Below are 16,910 nucleotides of genomic sequence, written 5' to 3' on the forward strand. Positions count from 1 at the left end.
CTCCTCAGGAAAAGTGAGAACCTCAGCAGTGTAGACCTGAGGTTCTCGCCGGGCTGACCATCTCATTAACGCCTAGCCCCCCATTCGGCCCTACGCTGCGCTTCGGGTCCCTTCACTCCGGTGCCGTTAAACGGGCCCGCGGACACAAGTTGCTGCGCAACTTGCACGCCTCGCGTCTTCGGCTTACGCCGAAGGGGGCTACGCCCCTGCCCGTTTAACGACACCTGCGTTCAGCCTCTGGAAGACGGGGCGCTCAGATCAAAATCAAGGGCAGATCAAGATCAACGGCACAATTCGCTTCGCTCTTGCTTTGTTAACTGTGGGCTGGCCTATCGCTGGCTAACGTAGCCGCTGCCGTCAGGCTGCGCTCGCCTGCACAGCAGGCGCCGCCTTTGGGAGCCCTTACGGGCTCCAGCGCAGCCTGCCGGCAGCGGCTACGAAAATTGTGCAAGAGTGTGTTTGTGTGGTTTTTGCTTTAAGTGACGTACACAAATTTTGCAAACGACTCGGTCTCCCGGCCCCCCAGTAGGCTGAGTGGAGCCCACGCGGAGTGGGGTGAGGGCCATGGATGGCCCGAAAGCGCCGATGGGCCAGGGACGTCCCTTCGGCGCGGCCCCACGGAGCGTGGGCGGAAGGGGCCCTTAGCCCCAATAAAATCAAATGGATAAGCCCACAGAAACCAACCTCAAAAACCCTATTTCAACAACGCATCCCGCTCATCCTGCGCCACCACCGCCTGACACAACTCAATCATCTGCTCGCGCATCCACCGATTGGCCGGATCCTGATCCGTACTCTCATGCCAATACAGGTGCGTCTCCAACGCCGGCACCTCAACCGGCAAACTCACATAGTTGAGCTGATGCCGCCGGGCAAAACGCTCCGGCACGGTCATCACCATGTCAGTCTGCTGCAACACCTGCGAGGCCATCAGGTAATGCTGCGAACGCAGGGCAATCTTGCGCTGCACACCCATCTTGCCCAACGCCAGGTCCACATACCCCAGGCCATTGCGCCGGCTGGAGATATGGATGTGGGTCATGGCCAGATAATCATCCAGGCTGATCTTGTCCTTGGCCATCGGGTGCCCCTGGCGCAACGCACACACATACTGGTCCTGCATCAGCTTGACGTGGCGCACCTGCGGGTCAGTGTTCAGCGGGGCATCCACGGCAAAGTCCAGCCGCCCGGCGGCCAGTTCCTTGGTGGTTTCCCGGCGTTTGCAAAGGAAACTCTCGATCACCACCGCCGGCGCCAAGCGCCGCAAACGCTGGAACAGCGACGGCAGGATCACCGCCTCGGTCAGGTCGGTCATGCTGATACGGAAGGTCTTGTTCGCCTGCAACGGGTTGAAGATCCGGCTCTCCTGCACCGACACCCGCAACAACGACAGCGCATTGCGCACCGGGCCGATGATGTTCTGCGCCATCGGTGTAGGCACCATGCCCTGGGCCGTACGCACGAACAACGGGTCGTTGAAGGTCTCGCGCAACCGCGCCAGCGCATTGGACACCGCCGGTTGGGTAATGCCGACAATCTGCCCGGCACGGGTCAGGTTGGCTTCGGTATAGATGGCGTCGAAGACGATGAACAGATTCAGGTCGACCTTGCTCAGGTTCATGGGCGCTGCTCTTGTAGGTGTTATCAGCCGATCATATATCGGTTATGAATGTTAATACACGCCGAGAATAGGCTAGGTGGATTTTGCCGGGTGATCTAGCATCAGTGACAGACCCCTTTTCCGTAGAAGGTACTGCCCATGGATTTCGCCTATTCACCCAAGGTCCAGGCGCTGCGCGAACGTGTTACCGCGTTCATGGACGCCTATGTCTATCCCGCCGAAGCGGTGTTCGAGCGTCAGGTCGCCGAGGGCGATCGCTGGCAGCCGACCGCGATCATGGAAGAACTGAAGAACAAGGCCAAGGCCGAAGGGCTGTGGAACCTGTTCCTGCCCGAGTCGGAACTGGGCGCGGGCCTGACCAACCTTGAATACGCGCCACTGGCGGAAATCATGGGCCGCTCGCTGCTCGGCCCCGAGCCCTTCAACTGCTCGGCGCCCGACACCGGCAATATGGAAGTGCTGGTGCGCTACGCCAGCGAAGCGCAAAAACGCCAATGGCTCGAACCGCTGCTGCGCGGTGATATCCGCTCGGCATTCGCCATGACCGAGCCCGACGTGGCCTCCTCGGACGCCACCAACATGGCCGCCCGCGCCGTGCGCGATGGTGACGAATGGGTGATCAACGGCCGCAAGTGGTGGACCTCCGGGGCCTGCGACCCACGCTGCAAGATCATGATCTTCATGGGCCTGAGCAACCCCGATGGCCCACGCCATCAGCAGCACTCGATGATCCTCGTGCCCACCGACACCCCCGGGGTGAAAATCGTCCGCCCGCTGCCGGTGTTTGGCTACGACGACGCACCGCACGGCCACGCCGAAGTGCTGTTCGAAAACGTCCGGGTCCCGTACGAGAACGTATTGCTCGGCGAGGGCCGAGGCTTCGAGATCGCCCAAGGCCGCCTCGGCCCTGGCCGCATCCACCACTGCATGCGCTCGATCGGCATGGCCGAACGCGCGCTGGAGCTGATGTGCAAACGCTCCGTTGAACGCACCGCGTTCGGCAAGCCGCTGGCGCGCCTGGGTGGCAACATCGACAAGATTGCCGACTCGCGCATGGAAATCGACATGGCCCGCCTGCTGACCCTCAAGGCGGCCTACATGATGGACACCGTCGGCAACAAGGTCGCCCGCAGCGAGATCGCGCAGATCAAGGTGGTCGCGCCCAACGTGGCCCTCAAGGTGATCGACCGCGCCATCCAGATTCACGGTGGGGCAGGGGTGTCCGGCGACTTCCCGCTGGCCTACATGTACGCCATGCAGCGCACCCTGCGCCTGGCCGACGGCCCGGACGAAGTCCATCGCGCGGCCATCGGCAAGTACGAGGTGGGCAAGTACGTGCCCAAGGAACTGCTGCGCAGCGGGCATTGATCCACGCCGCTACAGGGCCCGCTTCGGCGGGCCTTTTTCATCCTGCGGGAGCGCTTTCACCTCGGCCTCTGGGGGTTGCCGGGTCTTGAACAGCGACAGCAGCACCCCCCCGGCCAGCAAGCCGAACGTCACCCCCAGCGAGAGCAGCGGCGGCACCTTGCCGATGATGCCGTGCAGGAAGATCTTGCCGCCAATGAACATCAGCACCAGCGCCAGGGCGTACTTGAGATAGACAAAGCGATGCATCAACGCGGCAAGCGCGAAGTACAGCGCACGCAGGCCGAGAATCGCGAAGATGTTCGAGGTGTAGACGATGAATGGGTCCTGGGTGATGGCGAAGATCGCCGGCACGCTGTCCACGGCAAACACCAGGTCGGCCAGCTCGATCAGCACCAGCGCCAGGAACAGCGGCGTGGCGTAACGTATGGCCTTGCTCGCGCCCGGCGGGGTGAGGTGCACGAAAAAGCGCGCGCCGTGCAGCTCGTCGGTGACGCGCATGTGCCGGCGCACGAACTTGATCACCGGGTTTTTGGCGAGGTCAGGGTGTGCTTCTTCGCGGGTGAACAGCATCTTGATCCCGGTGAACAGCAGGAAGGCACCGAACACGTAGAGAATCCAGTCGAACTCGCGCACCAGCGCACTGCCCACGCCGATCATGATCGCCCGCAACACCACCACCCCGAGGATGCCCCAGAACAGCACGCGATGCTGATAGCGCCGAGGGATGGCGAAGAAGCCGAAGATCATCGCCATGACGAACACGTTGTCCATCGACAGCGACTGCTCGACCAGCAGCCCGGTGTAGAACTCCAGCGCGCTTTGCGCCCCCAGCTCGTACCAGACCCACCCGCCGAACATCACCCCGACACTGAAATAGCCGGCATACAGCAGCAGGCTTTCGCGCATTTCGATTTCGCGCTCTTCGCGGTGCAGCACGCCGAGGTCGAACACCAGCAGGGCAAAAACGATGACGATGAACACCAGCCACAGCCAGGCCTGGGTGCCGAGGAAATCCTGAGTGAAAAACGCCTGTAGAGCTGCCATGAGCCCCTCCTTGATGTCGTAGTTGTCTACACAACTGTGATCCGACATGGCGGCTTGGCAGCCGTCAGAGGGGCCCGGTATCACGCTTTAGAGCCTAGTACCGGGTAGACGCAGGCGTGTGCTTGCGCTGTTACAAGCTTTTACAAGGTTTGTGAAAAAATCGTGATTTGTTGTCATTTGCATATGGAAATGATTCTTAGTAAGTTTTAATCTTCGCCCCCTCGCCAGCGCCAGGACGCTTTGGCTGACAAAAAATAGCAATCAGCGATTGGCCAAGCCATCAGCAGATTGACCATTCAGGGGAATTGAGCGTGCAGTATCGGAGTGGCTTCAAGGCGAAAAAATCGACAGTTGAAACCGTGGGCGGGCGGCTTCAGCGTCACCCACTGGCGTGTGCGGTGCTGGGTGTGACCCTGGCGATGCAATCCACAGTGCTCTTTGCCCAAGGGCAGGCCGCGCAGACGTCCGTACTCGAACTGGGCGCTACCTCGATCATCGACAGTCATCTGGGGGAAACCACGGAAGGCAGCGGCTCCTACACCACCGGGGCAACGCGCACCGCTACCAAGCTGGTCTTGGCACCTCGTGAAACCCCGCAGTCAGTCAGTGTGATCACCCGTCAGCAGATGGACGATCAAGGCTTGACCAGCATCACCGACGTACTGAGCAAAACACCGGGCATTACCGCCAACAAGCTCGACAGCAGCCGGGTTACGTTCAAGGCGCGCGGTTTTCAGATCGACAACTTCCAGCTCGACGGCATTCCTGCTTCTTTCCGCTTCGGCAACAGCCTGGACCAAACCGACATGGTGATCTTCGACCGTGTCGAGGTGCTGCGCGGTGCCACCGGCCTGCTCAGTGGTTTTGGCAGCCCGGCAGCGACCGTCAACCTGGTGCGCAAGCGTCCAACCAGGGAGTTCTCCGGCTATGTGTCTGCCAGCGCAGGGAGCTGGGATACCTACCGCAGCGAGTTCGATATCGGCGGCTCGCTGACCCCGCAGGGCAATGTGCGTGGGCGCTTTGTCGCGGCCTATGAAGATGGCCAGTCGTTCATGGATCACCTGGCTGAAAAGAAGCAGGTGTTCTATGGCATCGTCGAAGCTGACCTCACTGAAGACACGCTACTCAGTGTCGGCCTGAGCCGCCAGACCAATCGCCCGGAAGGCACATCCTGGGGGCCGTCGACGCCCTTGTTGGACAGCAAGGGCAACAAGTTCCGCCTGCCGCGCTCGTTCAATCCCGGCGCCAAGTGGAGCCACTGGGACAATAGCGTAGACAACACCTTCGTGACCCTGGAGCAGCACCTGGCGGCGGATTGGTCGCTGAAGGCCTCGATCAGCCACACCGAGTCGGACTCGCCGACGGTGCTGGGCTCGGCGGCCAATGGCGCGCCAGACCTGAACGATGGCAGCGGCATGTCGATCTGGCTGGGCAAGTATCGCTACAAGAGCACCCAGGATGCCTACGACCTGTATGCTAGTGGCCCGTTCCAGCTCCTGGGGCGAGAGCATGAACTGGTGGTTGGCCTGACGCACCGTGATGTTCAGGCCAAGGACACCAACTGGTCGTTCATGGGCGGCAGTGCCTCGAACATCTTCGAGTGGAACGGCAACATCGCCGAGCCAGACTGGGGTGCGCCGCGCTCCCGTGCAACCACGGACGTACAGGAAACCGCCGCCTACCTGACCAGCCGCTTCAAACCGACTGACGATCTGGCGCTGATTGTCGGTACGCGGGTATCGAACTGGAAGCTGGACAGCAGCAACCATGACCTGGTCTCCGGTGCGCGCAACCCTGACCAGTCACTGCGCGAAACCGGGGTCGTGGTGCCCTATGCTGGCATCGTCTATGACCTGAACGATACCTACTCGGTCTATGCCAGCTACACCAGCATCTTCAAGCCCCATGAAAGTGAGCGCGACGCCAGCGGCAAGACCCTTGCGCCGGAAGAGGGTGATGCCTACGAAATGGGGCTCAAGGGTGCGTTCTTCGACGGTCGCTTGAATGCCAGCCTGGCGGTCTTCGAGATCAAGCAGGACAACCTGGCTGAAGACACCGGCATCATCGACCCCGCCAGCAACCGATCGGTCTTCCGTGCCATCCAGGGCGCCAAGACACGAGGTTACGAACTGGAAGTTGCCGGTGAACTCGCCACTGACTGGCAAGTGCAGGGCGGTTTCACCCACCGCATCACCCGCAATGGCGAAGATCGGAAAATCACCACCACCGAGCCTGAAAACCTGTTCCGCCTTTCCACCAGCTATCGCCTGCCGGGTCAGTTCAACAAGTTGACCATCGGCGGCGCGACAACCTGGCAGAGCAAGATCTGGCAAGACCTTTCCAACCCGCTCGGTGGTCAGACCGAGTACACCCAATCCAGCTATTGGGTCGTGGATGCGATGGCCAAATACCAGGTGACCCAGCAGTTGTCCGTCACCGTGAACGCCAACAACCTGACTGACGAGAAGTACTTCAGCAACCTTGGTTTCTTCAACGGCGGCTATTACGGCGACCCGCGCAACTACATGCTGACCACCCGTTACGCGTTCTGATTGACGTACCTGCCCCCTTCGCAAGGTGCGAGGGGAGTGCAGGGCTCAATACACCCAGACTTCCACCCGGCGGTTGCGGATGCGCCCTTGCTCGTCGTTGTTGGCGGCCACCGGCATCTCGTCACCCAGGCCGATGACCTCGCGCAGGTCGACGCCGTTCTTCGCCAGTTCACGGCGCACCGCCAGGGCGCGCAAGCGCGACAACAGGTCGGCCCGCTGGGTATCGTCCTTGGCATCACCGAAGCCCACCAGCACTACTTTCTGCTGCAGTTTGTCGTTCTGGCGCAGGTACTCCACCACCCGCTGCACATCGCGCAAGGCCTTGTTGTCGAGGCTGGCATTGCCTTCCTGGAAGCGGAAGTTCACCGATAGGCGCTGGGCGGAAGTGGCCAGGCGCCGATAGCGCGGCGGTTGCTCGTCCTGGGCATCGACCTGCAACGGCGTGACCTGCTGGCCAATGAAGCCGTTGCTGGCAACGATGGCCTGGCCCTGGGCTTGCTGGGTGAAGTCGAGCAGTGCCCGTGCCAGTGGGTTGCGCTGGCCGGCCGGCAGGTAGAAATACAGGCGCCGCGCCAACGGATAATCCTCGCTGGCGATCAGCCCGGGGCTGGGCAACATCGCCTGGGAGTGGCCGTCGGCAATCGCCAGCACCTTGTTGCCATGCACGCTGGACAGGCTGCTGAAACCAATGGCCAGGCGGTCGTGGCGCACTTCATTGGCCAGCTCGTCTGCCGCCTCGAAACGCCGTGCGTTGGCCGCCAGCGACTGCTGGTGCGGGTCGAGCACCAGCGCCTTGAAGGTTTCGAAGGTGCCGGAGCGATCATCCCGGGCGTACAGGTGGATCGGCCCGCTGCCAATGCCCAGCTCGCTCCAGTTGCGCAGCTTGCCGGAGAAGATCTCGGCCAGTTGTGCGGTGGTCAATTGCGGCAGGGGATTGTCCGGGTGGACGATCACCGCGACGCCGTCCAGGGCAATCACGTGCTCGGCATCGGCGCGCTTCAGGTCGCCGAAGGCGCGCAGCTCCTGCCATTCGCTGTCCTTGATCGGGCGCGAAGCGGCGGCCATCTCGGCTTGCCCGGCCTTCAACGCGCTGAAGCCGGTGCTGGTGCCGTGGGCGGCAATGGCGACACGGGTGTAATTGCCCTGGGCATCGCGGCCCTGGACGATGACTTCGTTGGCCACCGCCGTGGGCAGGGTCTCGATGGCGCCCAGGCCCTGGGCGGCCAGCAGGCCACGTACCAGCGCCGGCGCGAGGGCCGCGCCGATGGTGTTGGACCCTTGCAGGCGCAGGGCCGGGGCGTCTTCGTTGGCGGCGAAGGCGGGCAGCGCGAGCAGGGTGAAACACAGGGCAATCAGGGCGCGGTACATGCCAGTAGGCACTCTCGGGGTAGAGGTCGTGCGCGCAGAATAAGTCGGTTTGGTGACGGGTTGATGACAAGGTATCGCGCATGGATCCATGAGCGATCAACACAATCCTTCTATTAATACTGTCGGCTTATAGCCAAAACCAATCAGCAGCATCAGGTTTGCCAATGAGCGTTGCTGGCGATCAGTGGTTAGGATTCTCCCCATCAGATTTTCAACCCCCCTGAAGGAGCGTCACTCATGCCTATCATCAATAGCCAGGTAAAACCGTTCAACGCTACTGCTTACCACAACGGCGAGTTCGTCCCGGTATCGGAAGCCAACCTCAAGGGCAAATGGTCCGTCGTATTCTTCTACCCAGCCGACTTCACCTTCGTCTGCCCAACCGAGCTGGGTGACCTGGCCGACAACTACGCCGAATTCAAGAAACTCGGCGTCGAGATCTACGGCGTGTCCACCGACACCCACTTCACCCACAAAGCCTGGCACGACACCTCGGACACCATCGGCAAGATCCAGTACCCACTGATCGGTGACCCGACCCACGTCATTTCGCGCAACTTCGACGTGCTGATCGAAGAAGCTGGCCTGGCCGACCGTGGCACCTTCGTGATCAACCCGGAAGGTCAGATCAAGATCGTCGAACTGAACGACGGTGGTGTAGGCCGTGACGCCAGCGAGCTGCTGCGCAAGGTCAAGGCTGCCCAGTACGTCGCTGCCCACCCAGGCGAAGTCTGCCCGGCCAAGTGGAAAGAAGGCGAAGCTACCCTGGCACCATCGCTGGACCTGGTCGGCAAGATCTAAGACCGTGAACCAGCCGAGGGCGGGCCACCGCACCTGACGTTGTCCCTGCCCCGCAAAACGCCCGGGCGCTTTCGCCCGGGCGTTTTTATTTCTACCGTTTGCACAAGGAATCGCCCGTATGTTGGACGCCACGCTTAAAACTCAGTTGAAAGCCTACCTGGAGCGGGTCACTCAGCCGATCGAGATCGTTGCTTCCCTCGATGACGGCGCGAAGTCCCAGGAACTCCACGACCTGCTGCGCGAGATCGCCAGCCTGTCGAACCTTATTGCCTTGCGTGAGGACGGCAGCGACGCCCGTCGCCCCTCGTTCTCGCTCAATCGCCCGGGTGCCGATATCAGCCTGCGTTTCGCCGGCATCCCCATGGGCCACGAATTCACCTCGCTGGTGCTGGCGCTGCTGCAAGTCGGCGGGCACCCTTCCAAAGCCAGTGCCGAGCTGATCGAGCAGATCGCTTCGCTCAAGGGTGAGTTCAGCTTCGAAAGCTACTTCTCGCTGTCCTGCCAGAACTGCCCGGACGTGGTCCAGGCGCTGAACCTGATGGCGGTGCTCAACCCGAATGTGCGCCACGTGGCGATCGACGGCGCGCTGTTCCAGGCTGAAGTCGAAGCCCGCCAGGTGATGGCGGTGCCGAGTGTGTACCTCAACGGTGAAGTGTTCGGCCAGGGCCGCATGGGCCTGGAAGAAATCGTCGCCAAGCTCGATACCGGCGCCAGCGACCGGCAGGCCGAGAAGCTCAACGCCAAGGACGCCTTCGATGTGCTGGTGGTCGGCGGTGGCCCGGCGGGTGCGGCGGCGGCCATTTATGCCGCACGCAAAGGCATTCGTACCGGTGTGGCGGCGGAGCGTTTTGGTGGTCAGGTGCTGGACACCATGGCCATCGAGAACTTCATCTCCGTGCAGGAGACCGAAGGGCCGAAGCTGGCCATGGCGCTGGAAGAGCACGTCAAGCAGTACGACGTTGACATCATGAACCTGCAGCGTGCCGACGTCCTGGTTCCAGGCACCGACGGTGGCTTGCACGAAGTGCGCATGGCCAGCGGCGCGACGCTCAAGGCCAAGACGGTGATCCTTGCCACCGGCGCCCGCTGGCGCGAAATGAACGTGCCGGGTGAGCAGCAATACCGCAACCGTGGCGTTGCCTACTGCCCGCACTGCGACGGCCCGTTGTTCAAGGGCAAGCGCGTGGCGGTGATTGGTGGCGGCAACTCGGGTGTGGAAGCGGCCATTGACCTGGCGGGTATCGTTGCCCATGTCACGCTGATCGAATTCGACAGCCAGTTGCGCGCCGATGCGGTGTTGCAGCGCAAGCTGCATAGCCTGGCGAACGTGACGGTGATCACCAGTGCGCTGACCACTGAAGTGCTGGGCGATGGCCAGAAGGTCAACGGCCTGCGCTACAAGGATCGCACCAGTGATGCCCTGCATGATGTGGCGCTGGAAGGGATCTTCGTGCAGATCGGTTTGCTGCCGAACACTGACTGGCTCAAGGGCACGGTCGAGCTGTCGCCGCGTGGCGAGATCATCGTCGATGCGCGGGGCCAGACCAATATCCCGGGGGTGTTTGCCGCCGGTGACGTGACCACGGTACCGTTCAAGCAGATCGTGATTGCGGTGGGCGAGGGGGCCAAGGCTTCGCTGGCAGCCTTTGATCATCTGATCCGTACCTCTGCGCCGGCCTGACGGGCCTTATCGCTGGCAAGGCCAGCTCCCACAGCTGCTGATAAGCTTTTTGTAGCCGCTGCCGGCAGGCTGCGCTGGAGCCCGCAAGGGCTCCCAAAGGCGGCGCCTGCTTTGCAGGCGAGCGCAGCCTGACGGCAGCGGCTACGTGGGAGCTGGCCTTGCCAGCGATGCTGTTCAAGCCACTGTGCCAAGTTCGTCACCGTGCCCGGCTAAAGCAATCAAGCCGCAGCGCGCTCCCTGAGGCAGTCTGGTCAGTCTGTTCAAGGAGATGACCATGATCCGACTGACCCTGTCCGATGCCCATTCGCTGGCGCAATCGATCCTCTTGCACGCAGGCTTCAGCGCCGCCCACGCCACGGCAGTCAGCGCCACGATTGTCGCCGGCGAGCGCGATGGCTGCGCCTCCCATGGCCTGTACCGGGTGCTGGGGTGCGTCAGCACCCTGAAAGCCGGCAAAGTGGTTGCCGATGCGCAACCTGAAGTCATCGACCAGGCCCCCTCGATCGTGCGCGTGGACGCTGCCGGCGGCTTCTCGCAACTGGCGTTTCAAGCCGGCCTGCCCATGCTGCAAAACAAGGCCCGCGAGAACGGCATCGCCGCGCTGGCAATCAACCGCTGTGTGCACTTTTCCGCATTGTGGGTCGAGATCGAACAACTGGCCGAGGCCGGGTTCGTCGCCCTGGCATTTACCCCCAGCCATGCCTGGGTCGCACCGGCCGGCGGGCACCAGCCAGTATTCGGCACCAACCCGGTGGCCTTCGGCTGGCCACGTCCTGGCAAACATCCCTATGTCTTCGACTTCGCTACCAGCGCCATTGCCCGGGGTGATATCGAGCTGCACCGGCGTGCCGGCAAAACCATCCCCGAAGGCTGGGGCGTGGACGAGCAAGGGCAGCCGAGCACCGATCCGAACGTGGTGCTGGACCGTGGCGCCATGCTCACCTTCGGTGGCCACAAGGGCTCGGCGCTGGCGACCATGGTCGAGCTGATCGCCGGGCCATTGATTGGTGACCTGACCAGCGCAGAGTCACTGGCCCATGCCGACGGCAGCAAATCTTCGCCCTATCACGGTGAGTTGTTGATTGCCCTGGACCCGAGGCGTTTTCTCGGCGCGGCCACCGACCAGCATCTGGCCCGTGCCGAAACCCTGTTCGAGAGCATTGAGGGGCAGGGCGCGCGCTTGCCGTCGCAGCGACGCTTCGAGGCGCGTGCGCGTAGTCTGGAAGAAGGGGTGCAGATTCCCGAAGCCTTGTACCACGACCTGAAGGCACTGCTGGCCTGAAGCATGTGCCCCTCACCGAGGCAGCTCGGTGAGGGGCGAAGGTTACAGCGCGTCGCGGCTTTGCTGGCCGTCAACCAGGCGCGCAATGCCCAGCGGGTTGGCATTCTGCAACGCCTGCGGCAGCAGGGCATCCGGGCAGTTCTGGTAGCACACCGGCCGCAGGAAGCGCTCGATGGCCAGGCTGCCGACCGAGGTGCCGCGCGCATCGGAAGTCGCCGGATACGGCCCGCCGTGGACCATCGCATCACACACTTCGACACCGGTCGGGTAACCGTTGAACAGCACCCGGCCAACCTTCTGCTCCAGCAGCGGCAACAAGTCGCCATGGGCGTGCAAGTCTGCCGCTTCGGCAATCAGGGTAGCGGTCAGTTGCCCGTGCAGGCCGTGCAATGCCGCGTGCAGTTGCTGCGCATCGGCCACTTCCACCAACACGGTTGCCGGCCCGAACACTTCCTCTTGCAGCAGTGGCTCGCCTTCGATCAGCAGGCGTACATCCGCCTTGAACAGCTGTGGCTGCGCCTGGCTGCCCGTTTGCGCCTGGCCCGCCAGGTGGCTGATGCCCGGATGCGCCTGCAAGGCCTGCACGCCTTTGCTGTAGCTGGCCAGCGTGCCGGCGTTGAGCATGGTCTGCGCCGGTTGTTCGGCCAGTTGCGCCGCCAGTTGCTCGGTAAACGCGGTGAAGGCAGGGGAACGCAGGCCGATCACCAGGCCAGGGTTGGTGCAGAACTGCCCGCAGCCCATCACCACCGACGCCGCCAACTCGCGAGCGATCTGCTCGCCACGGCTTGCCAGCGCCTGCGGCAACACCAGCACCGGGTTGATGCTGCTCATTTCAGCGAACACCGGAATCGGCTGCGGGCGTGCCGCCGCCATGTCGCACAGCGCGCGGCCGCCCTTGAGCGAGCCGGTGAAGCCGACCGCCTGGATCAGCGGATGCTTGACCAGCGCTTCGCCCACCCCGGCGCCGTAGATCATGTTGAACACACCCTGGGGCATGCCGGTTTGCTCGGCGGCGCGAATGATCGCATCGGCGACGATTTCGGCCGTCGCCATATGCCCGCTGTGGGCCTTGAACACCACCGGGCAACCGGCGGCCAGGGCAGCGGCGGTGTCCCCGCCAGCGGTCGAGAAGGCCAGCGGGAAGTTGCTGGCGCCGAACACCGCGACCGGGCCGACACCGATGCGGTATTGGCGCAGGTCGGCACGCGGCAACGGCTGGCGATTTGGCAACGCCCGGTCAATACGCGCACCAAGGAAGTCACCCCGGCGCAGCACCTGGGCAAACAGGCGCATCTGCCCACTGGTGCGCCCGTGCTCGCCAAGAATGCGCGCGTTGGGCAGGGCAGTCTCGCGGGTGACCAGCTGGATGAAGTCGTCGCCCAGCGCATCGAGCTGCGCGGCGATGGCGTCAAGGAACTGGGCGCGGCGTTCAGGTGGCAGGCTGCGATAGCTCGGGTAGGCCTGCGCCGCGGCCTGGGCGGCGGCGTCGACTTCTGCTGCGGTCGCCTGGTGGAAGGCATACGGCAGCGCCTCGCCACCGCTCGCCGCGTGGCTCAGCAGGGTGGTGTTGCCGGCGGCGCTGCGTGCGCCGCCGATGTAGTTGTGGCCGATGATGTCCGGCATGGAGCACTCCTTTACACAGGTTGGGTCAGGCCAGCGAATTGCCCTGGCGCGCGGGGGCGGCCGGTTCGGCAGCGGCGACGCGGGCGGCGGCTTCGGCATCGACCTGATGCAGCGACTTGCCACGGGTCTCCCGGGTCAGGCCGACCGCCACGATGGAAATCAGCGAGGCGCCCACTAGGTACCAGGCGATGGGGGTCGAGCTGTGGAATTCGTTGAGCAGGCTGATGGCGATCAGCGGCGCCAGGGAGCCTGCGAAAATCGGTGCCACCTGGTAGCACAGCGACAACGCGGTATAGCGCACATGGGTGGGGAACATCTCGGCCATCAGCGCGGAGTAGGGCGCGTAGGTCATCGACTCGATGGCCAGCCCCAGGGTGATGGCCGCCATGATCAGCCAGTTGTTGCCGGTGTCCATCAGCGGGAAGCCGATGAAGCCCCAGAACGCCGTCAGCACCGCGCCGGTCAGGTACACCGGTTTGCGCCCGATTAGATCGGACAGGTAGCCCATCAGCGGGATCATGAAGAAGTGCAGCAGGTGTGCACCGAACATCAGCAGGAGGATCTGCGAGGTGTCCTTGTGCACCACGAGCTTGAGGTAGGTGATCGAGAAGGTCACCACGGTGTAGTAGAGGATGTTCTCGGCAAAGCGTGCGCCGATCCCGACCAGTACCGCGCGCCAGTGGTGGCGCAGCACTTCGACCACGCCCAGTTGCTGCTCGGCCTTTTGTGCCTGGCGGGCCTGGGCTTCCTTGAAGATTGGCGCATCGTCGACGCTGGTGCGGATCCAGTAGCCGATCAGCACCACCACCGCCGAGAACCAGAACGCTACGCGCCAGCCCCAGGCGAGGAATTGCTCTTCCGACAAGGTACTCGACAGCGCCAGCAAGGCCACGGTAGCTACCAGGTTGCCGGCCGGCACTCCGGCTTGCGGCCAACTGGCCCAGAAGCCGCGACGGTTGTCCGGGCAGTGCTCGGACACCAGCAGGATCGCCCCACCCCATTCACCGCCAAAGGCAAAGCCCTGGATCAGGCGCAGCAACACCAGCAACAACGGTGCGGCGTAGCCGATGCTGTCGAAGCCGGGCAGGCAGCCCATCAGGAAGGTGGTGATGCCGACCACCACCAGGCTCAGTTGCAGCAGGCGCTTGCGCCCGAACTTGTCACCGTAGTGACCGAACACCAGGCCGCCCAGGGGGCGGGCGAGGAAGCCGACGGCATACAGGGCGAAGGCAGCGATGATGCCGTCAACCGGGCTGTCGGTCTGGCGGAAGAACAGCTGGCCGAAGACCAGGGCCGAGGCCGTGCCGTAGAGGAAGAATTCATACCATTCGGCGACGGTGCCGGCCATGGCGGCGGCCACGACGCGTTTGAGTCCCGAGGGGGTGGTTGCGCTGGACGATGAGCTGGACATGCTGGCGTTTCCTGTATGGGCGCAAAACAGGCGGGCCGGCCTCCATTTACAGAGCCGGCCCGGCAATCACTCAGAGACCGACGTCTGGCAGGTGCGGACGGTTGGCCAGGGCCTTGGCCATGATCGTCTCGACATGCAGGCGGTCCGCTTCCGGCAGGGCCAGGCGTGGCGGACGGGTCAGCGCGCTGCCGCGACCGGCAATGGCTTCGCAGAGCTTGATGCACTGCACCAGGTCGGCGCGGGCATCCAGGTGCAGGATCGGCATCAGCCATTCGTAGATCGGCATGGCTTCGGCGAAGCGACCGGCCTTGGCCAGGCGGAAGATCGTTTCACCTTCCTTGGGGAACACGTTGGACATGCCCGAGACCCAGCCCTGGGCGCCCACCGCGATGCTTTCGACGACCACATCGTCCAGGCCTGCGAAGAGGATGAAACGGTCGCCTACTTCATTGCGCACGTCGATGAAACGGCGGGTGTCGCCGGAGGAGTCCTTGAAGCACACCACGTTGTCGCAGTCGGCCAGGGAAATCAGGATGTCCGGGGTGACGTCGTTTTTGTAGATCGGCGGGTTGTTGTAGACCATCAGCGGCACGTCGGTGTGCTTGGCCACGTAGCGATAGTGCTCGGCGGTCTCGAACGGCTTGGAGCCGTAGACCAGCGCCGGCATCAGCATCACGCCGTCAACGCCAACCTGGCGCACCGCGTTGGCCACCTTGGCCGCCTGCACGCTGGTGAACTCGGCGACGCCGCAGATCACCGGCACACGGCCGCGCGAGGCGTCTACGGCGACTTCGGTCACGGCGATTTTTTCTTCGGCAGTCAGCGAGGTGTTCTCGCCTACCGAACCACACACCACCAGGCCCGACACGCCATCGCGGATGACGTTGGAAATGACTTCGTGGGTTTTCTCCAGGTTGATGGAGAAGTCGTCATTGAATTGGGTGGTGACCGCAGGGAAGACGCCGCTCCAGTTTACGTACTTGCTCATGGTGTTCTCCGGGTTGTTTATTGTATTTCGTATACGATATTGCAAATGTTTGAAGGTCGACCAGTGTTTTTTTCATCTGTTGCTGATCGGCTTTACAAGGTCTTTTCAAATCAGGGGGTTAGCGATCAGGCGCCGGGCCAGGTGTCCGACAACCGGTAGCCTTGTGGCCAGGGATCGGCGGGATCGAGCAGCACCTGATGGGTGCCGGTGATCCAGGCGCGCCCGGAAATGCACGGGTAGATGGCCGGGCGGCCGGCGATTTCGGTGTGTGAATCGATGCGGCAATGGAACTCGGAACCGATGATCGAGCGGCCGATGAAGCGCTCGCCGACCTTCAGCAAGCCTTTGGCCTGCATCACCGCCATGCGCGCCGAGCAGCCGGTGCCGCAGGGCGAGCGGTCGATCTTGCCGGGGCGGATGACCACCGCGTTGGCGCCGGTGGCGATGCCGTTTTCATACTCGACGGGGGCAGCGATCTGGCAGAAGGAGAGGTGCGACCAGTCCGGGTTGGTCGGGTGGCTGAAGCCCAGTTGCTGGTTGGCGGCGTGGGTGATTTTCAGGCCGACCTCGACGATCTCCCGGGCTTCGTCCGGGCGGATGGCGAAGCCCAGTTGGCGGGCATCGGCAATCACGAAACTGTCGCCGCCGTAGGCCGTATCGACCTGCAGCGAGCCGAGGCCTTCGACTTCGATCCAGGCGTCCAGGCGGTCGGCGAAGGAGGGCACGTTCTTCACCTCCACCCGTTGCACCTTGCCGTCGCGGCATTCGGCAACCGCCTCGATCAGGCCGCCGGGGGCTTCAAGTACCAGGCGGGTTTGCGGCTCGGTCATCGGCAGGATGCCGCTGTCGAGCAGCACGGTGGATACGCACAGCGAGTTGGAGCCGGACATTGGCGGGGTGTCGGCCGGCTCCATGATGATCCAGGCCATCTGCGCCCGTGGGTCCTTGGGCGGGACCAGCAGGTTGACGTGGCGGAACACGCCGCCGCGCGGCTCGTTGAGGACGAAGTTGCGCAGGGTCTGGTCCTGGGCGATCCAGCGCGACTGTTCCCAGACGCTGGCGCCGGGCGGCGGGGCCACGCCGCCGACGATCACGTCGCCGACTTCACCTTCGGCGTGGCAACTGACGATGTGGATGACTTTTGATGAACGCATGAGATCTCCTGAGCTTC

General features: G+C 63.2%; 12 protein-coding genes. 5 read left to right on the plus strand and 7 right to left on the minus strand.

Annotation, left to right across the window (positions count from 1 at the left end; genetic code table 11):
- Positions 1-694: 694 nt before the first annotated feature.
- Positions 695-1,621 (minus strand): LysR family transcriptional regulator, encoded by a 927-nt coding sequence (locus tag M5G11_RS16265; RefSeq protein WP_273910585.1) that lies wholly within the window; start codon positions 1,619-1,621, stop codon positions 695-697.
- Between the two features lie 138 nt (positions 1,622-1,759).
- On the opposite strand from M5G11_RS16265, the gene M5G11_RS16270 reads away from it, so the two are divergent.
- Positions 1,760-2,989 (plus strand): acyl-CoA dehydrogenase, encoded by a 1,230-nt coding sequence (locus M5G11_RS16270; protein ID WP_273910584.1) that lies wholly within the window; start codon positions 1,760-1,762, stop codon positions 2,987-2,989.
- A gap of 9 nt (positions 2,990-2,998) precedes the next feature.
- On the opposite strand, the gene M5G11_RS16275 is transcribed toward M5G11_RS16270, so the two are convergent.
- Entirely contained in the window at positions 2,999-4,033 is a 1,035-nt protein-coding gene (locus M5G11_RS16275) for a TerC family protein (protein ID WP_273910583.1), read from the minus strand.
- Between the two features lie 311 nt (positions 4,034-4,344).
- Here M5G11_RS16275 and M5G11_RS16280 point away from each other — a divergent pair, with 311 nt between their 5' ends.
- Positions 4,345-6,585, plus strand: a complete 2,241-nt coding sequence (locus M5G11_RS16280) for a TonB-dependent siderophore receptor (protein ID WP_273910582.1) — start codon at positions 4,345-4,347, stop codon at positions 6,583-6,585.
- Between the two features lie 45 nt (positions 6,586-6,630).
- Here the strand turns inward: M5G11_RS16280 and M5G11_RS16285 are convergent, their stop codons facing one another.
- Positions 6,631-7,941 (minus strand): substrate-binding domain-containing protein, encoded by a 1,311-nt coding sequence (locus M5G11_RS16285; RefSeq protein WP_420793808.1) that lies wholly within the window; start codon positions 7,939-7,941, stop codon positions 6,631-6,633.
- Positions 7,942-8,190: 249 nt separating this feature from the next.
- Here M5G11_RS16285 and ahpC point away from each other — a divergent pair, with 249 nt between their 5' ends.
- The 3 genes from ahpC to M5G11_RS16300 all read left to right on the plus strand — a co-directional run bounded on the left by ahpC (position 8,191) and on the right by M5G11_RS16300 (position 11,717).
- The gene (ahpC, locus tag M5G11_RS16290; protein WP_273910580.1) at positions 8,191-8,754 is read left to right on the plus strand and encodes an alkyl hydroperoxide reductase subunit C; all 564 of its coding nucleotides are present in this window, start codon (positions 8,191-8,193) and stop codon (positions 8,752-8,754) included.
- Positions 8,755-8,872: 118 nt separating this feature from the next.
- Positions 8,873-10,435: an alkyl hydroperoxide reductase subunit F gene (gene ahpF / locus M5G11_RS16295; RefSeq protein WP_273910579.1), complete on the plus strand. Its 1,563-nt coding sequence runs from the start codon at positions 8,873-8,875 to the stop codon at positions 10,433-10,435.
- 274 nt (positions 10,436-10,709) lie between these two features.
- Positions 10,710-11,717, plus strand: coding sequence for an Ldh family oxidoreductase (locus M5G11_RS16300; RefSeq protein ID WP_273910578.1), 1,008 nt, complete (start codon positions 10,710-10,712; stop codon positions 11,715-11,717).
- A gap of 42 nt (positions 11,718-11,759) precedes the next feature.
- Here M5G11_RS16300 and M5G11_RS16305 read toward each other — a convergent pair whose 3' ends face one another.
- From M5G11_RS16305 to M5G11_RS16320, 4 genes are all read right to left on the minus strand, one after another.
- Positions 11,760-13,340, minus strand: a complete 1,581-nt coding sequence (locus tag M5G11_RS16305; RefSeq protein ID WP_273910577.1) for an aldehyde dehydrogenase (NADP(+)) — start codon at positions 13,338-13,340, stop codon at positions 11,760-11,762.
- A gap of 25 nt (positions 13,341-13,365) precedes the next feature.
- Positions 13,366-14,751, minus strand: a complete 1,386-nt coding sequence (gene abaF, locus M5G11_RS16310) for a fosfomycin efflux MFS transporter AbaF (protein WP_273910575.1) — start codon at positions 14,749-14,751, stop codon at positions 13,366-13,368.
- A gap of 70 nt (positions 14,752-14,821) precedes the next feature.
- Positions 14,822-15,739 carry a dihydrodipicolinate synthase family protein gene (locus M5G11_RS16315; protein WP_273910574.1) on the minus strand — a complete coding sequence of 306 codons (918 nt, stop codon included), beginning with the start codon at positions 15,737-15,739 and terminating at the stop codon, positions 14,822-14,824.
- A gap of 125 nt (positions 15,740-15,864) precedes the next feature.
- The gene (locus M5G11_RS16320; RefSeq protein WP_273910573.1) at positions 15,865-16,893 is read right to left on the minus strand and encodes a trans-3-hydroxy-L-proline dehydratase; all 1,029 of its coding nucleotides are present in this window, start codon (positions 16,891-16,893) and stop codon (positions 15,865-15,867) included.
- Positions 16,894-16,910: the final 17 nt, after the last annotated feature.

This window comes from Pseudomonas fontis (assembly GCF_028656955.1).
Lineage (GTDB): Bacteria > Pseudomonadota > Gammaproteobacteria > Pseudomonadales > Pseudomonadaceae > Aquipseudomonas > Aquipseudomonas fontis.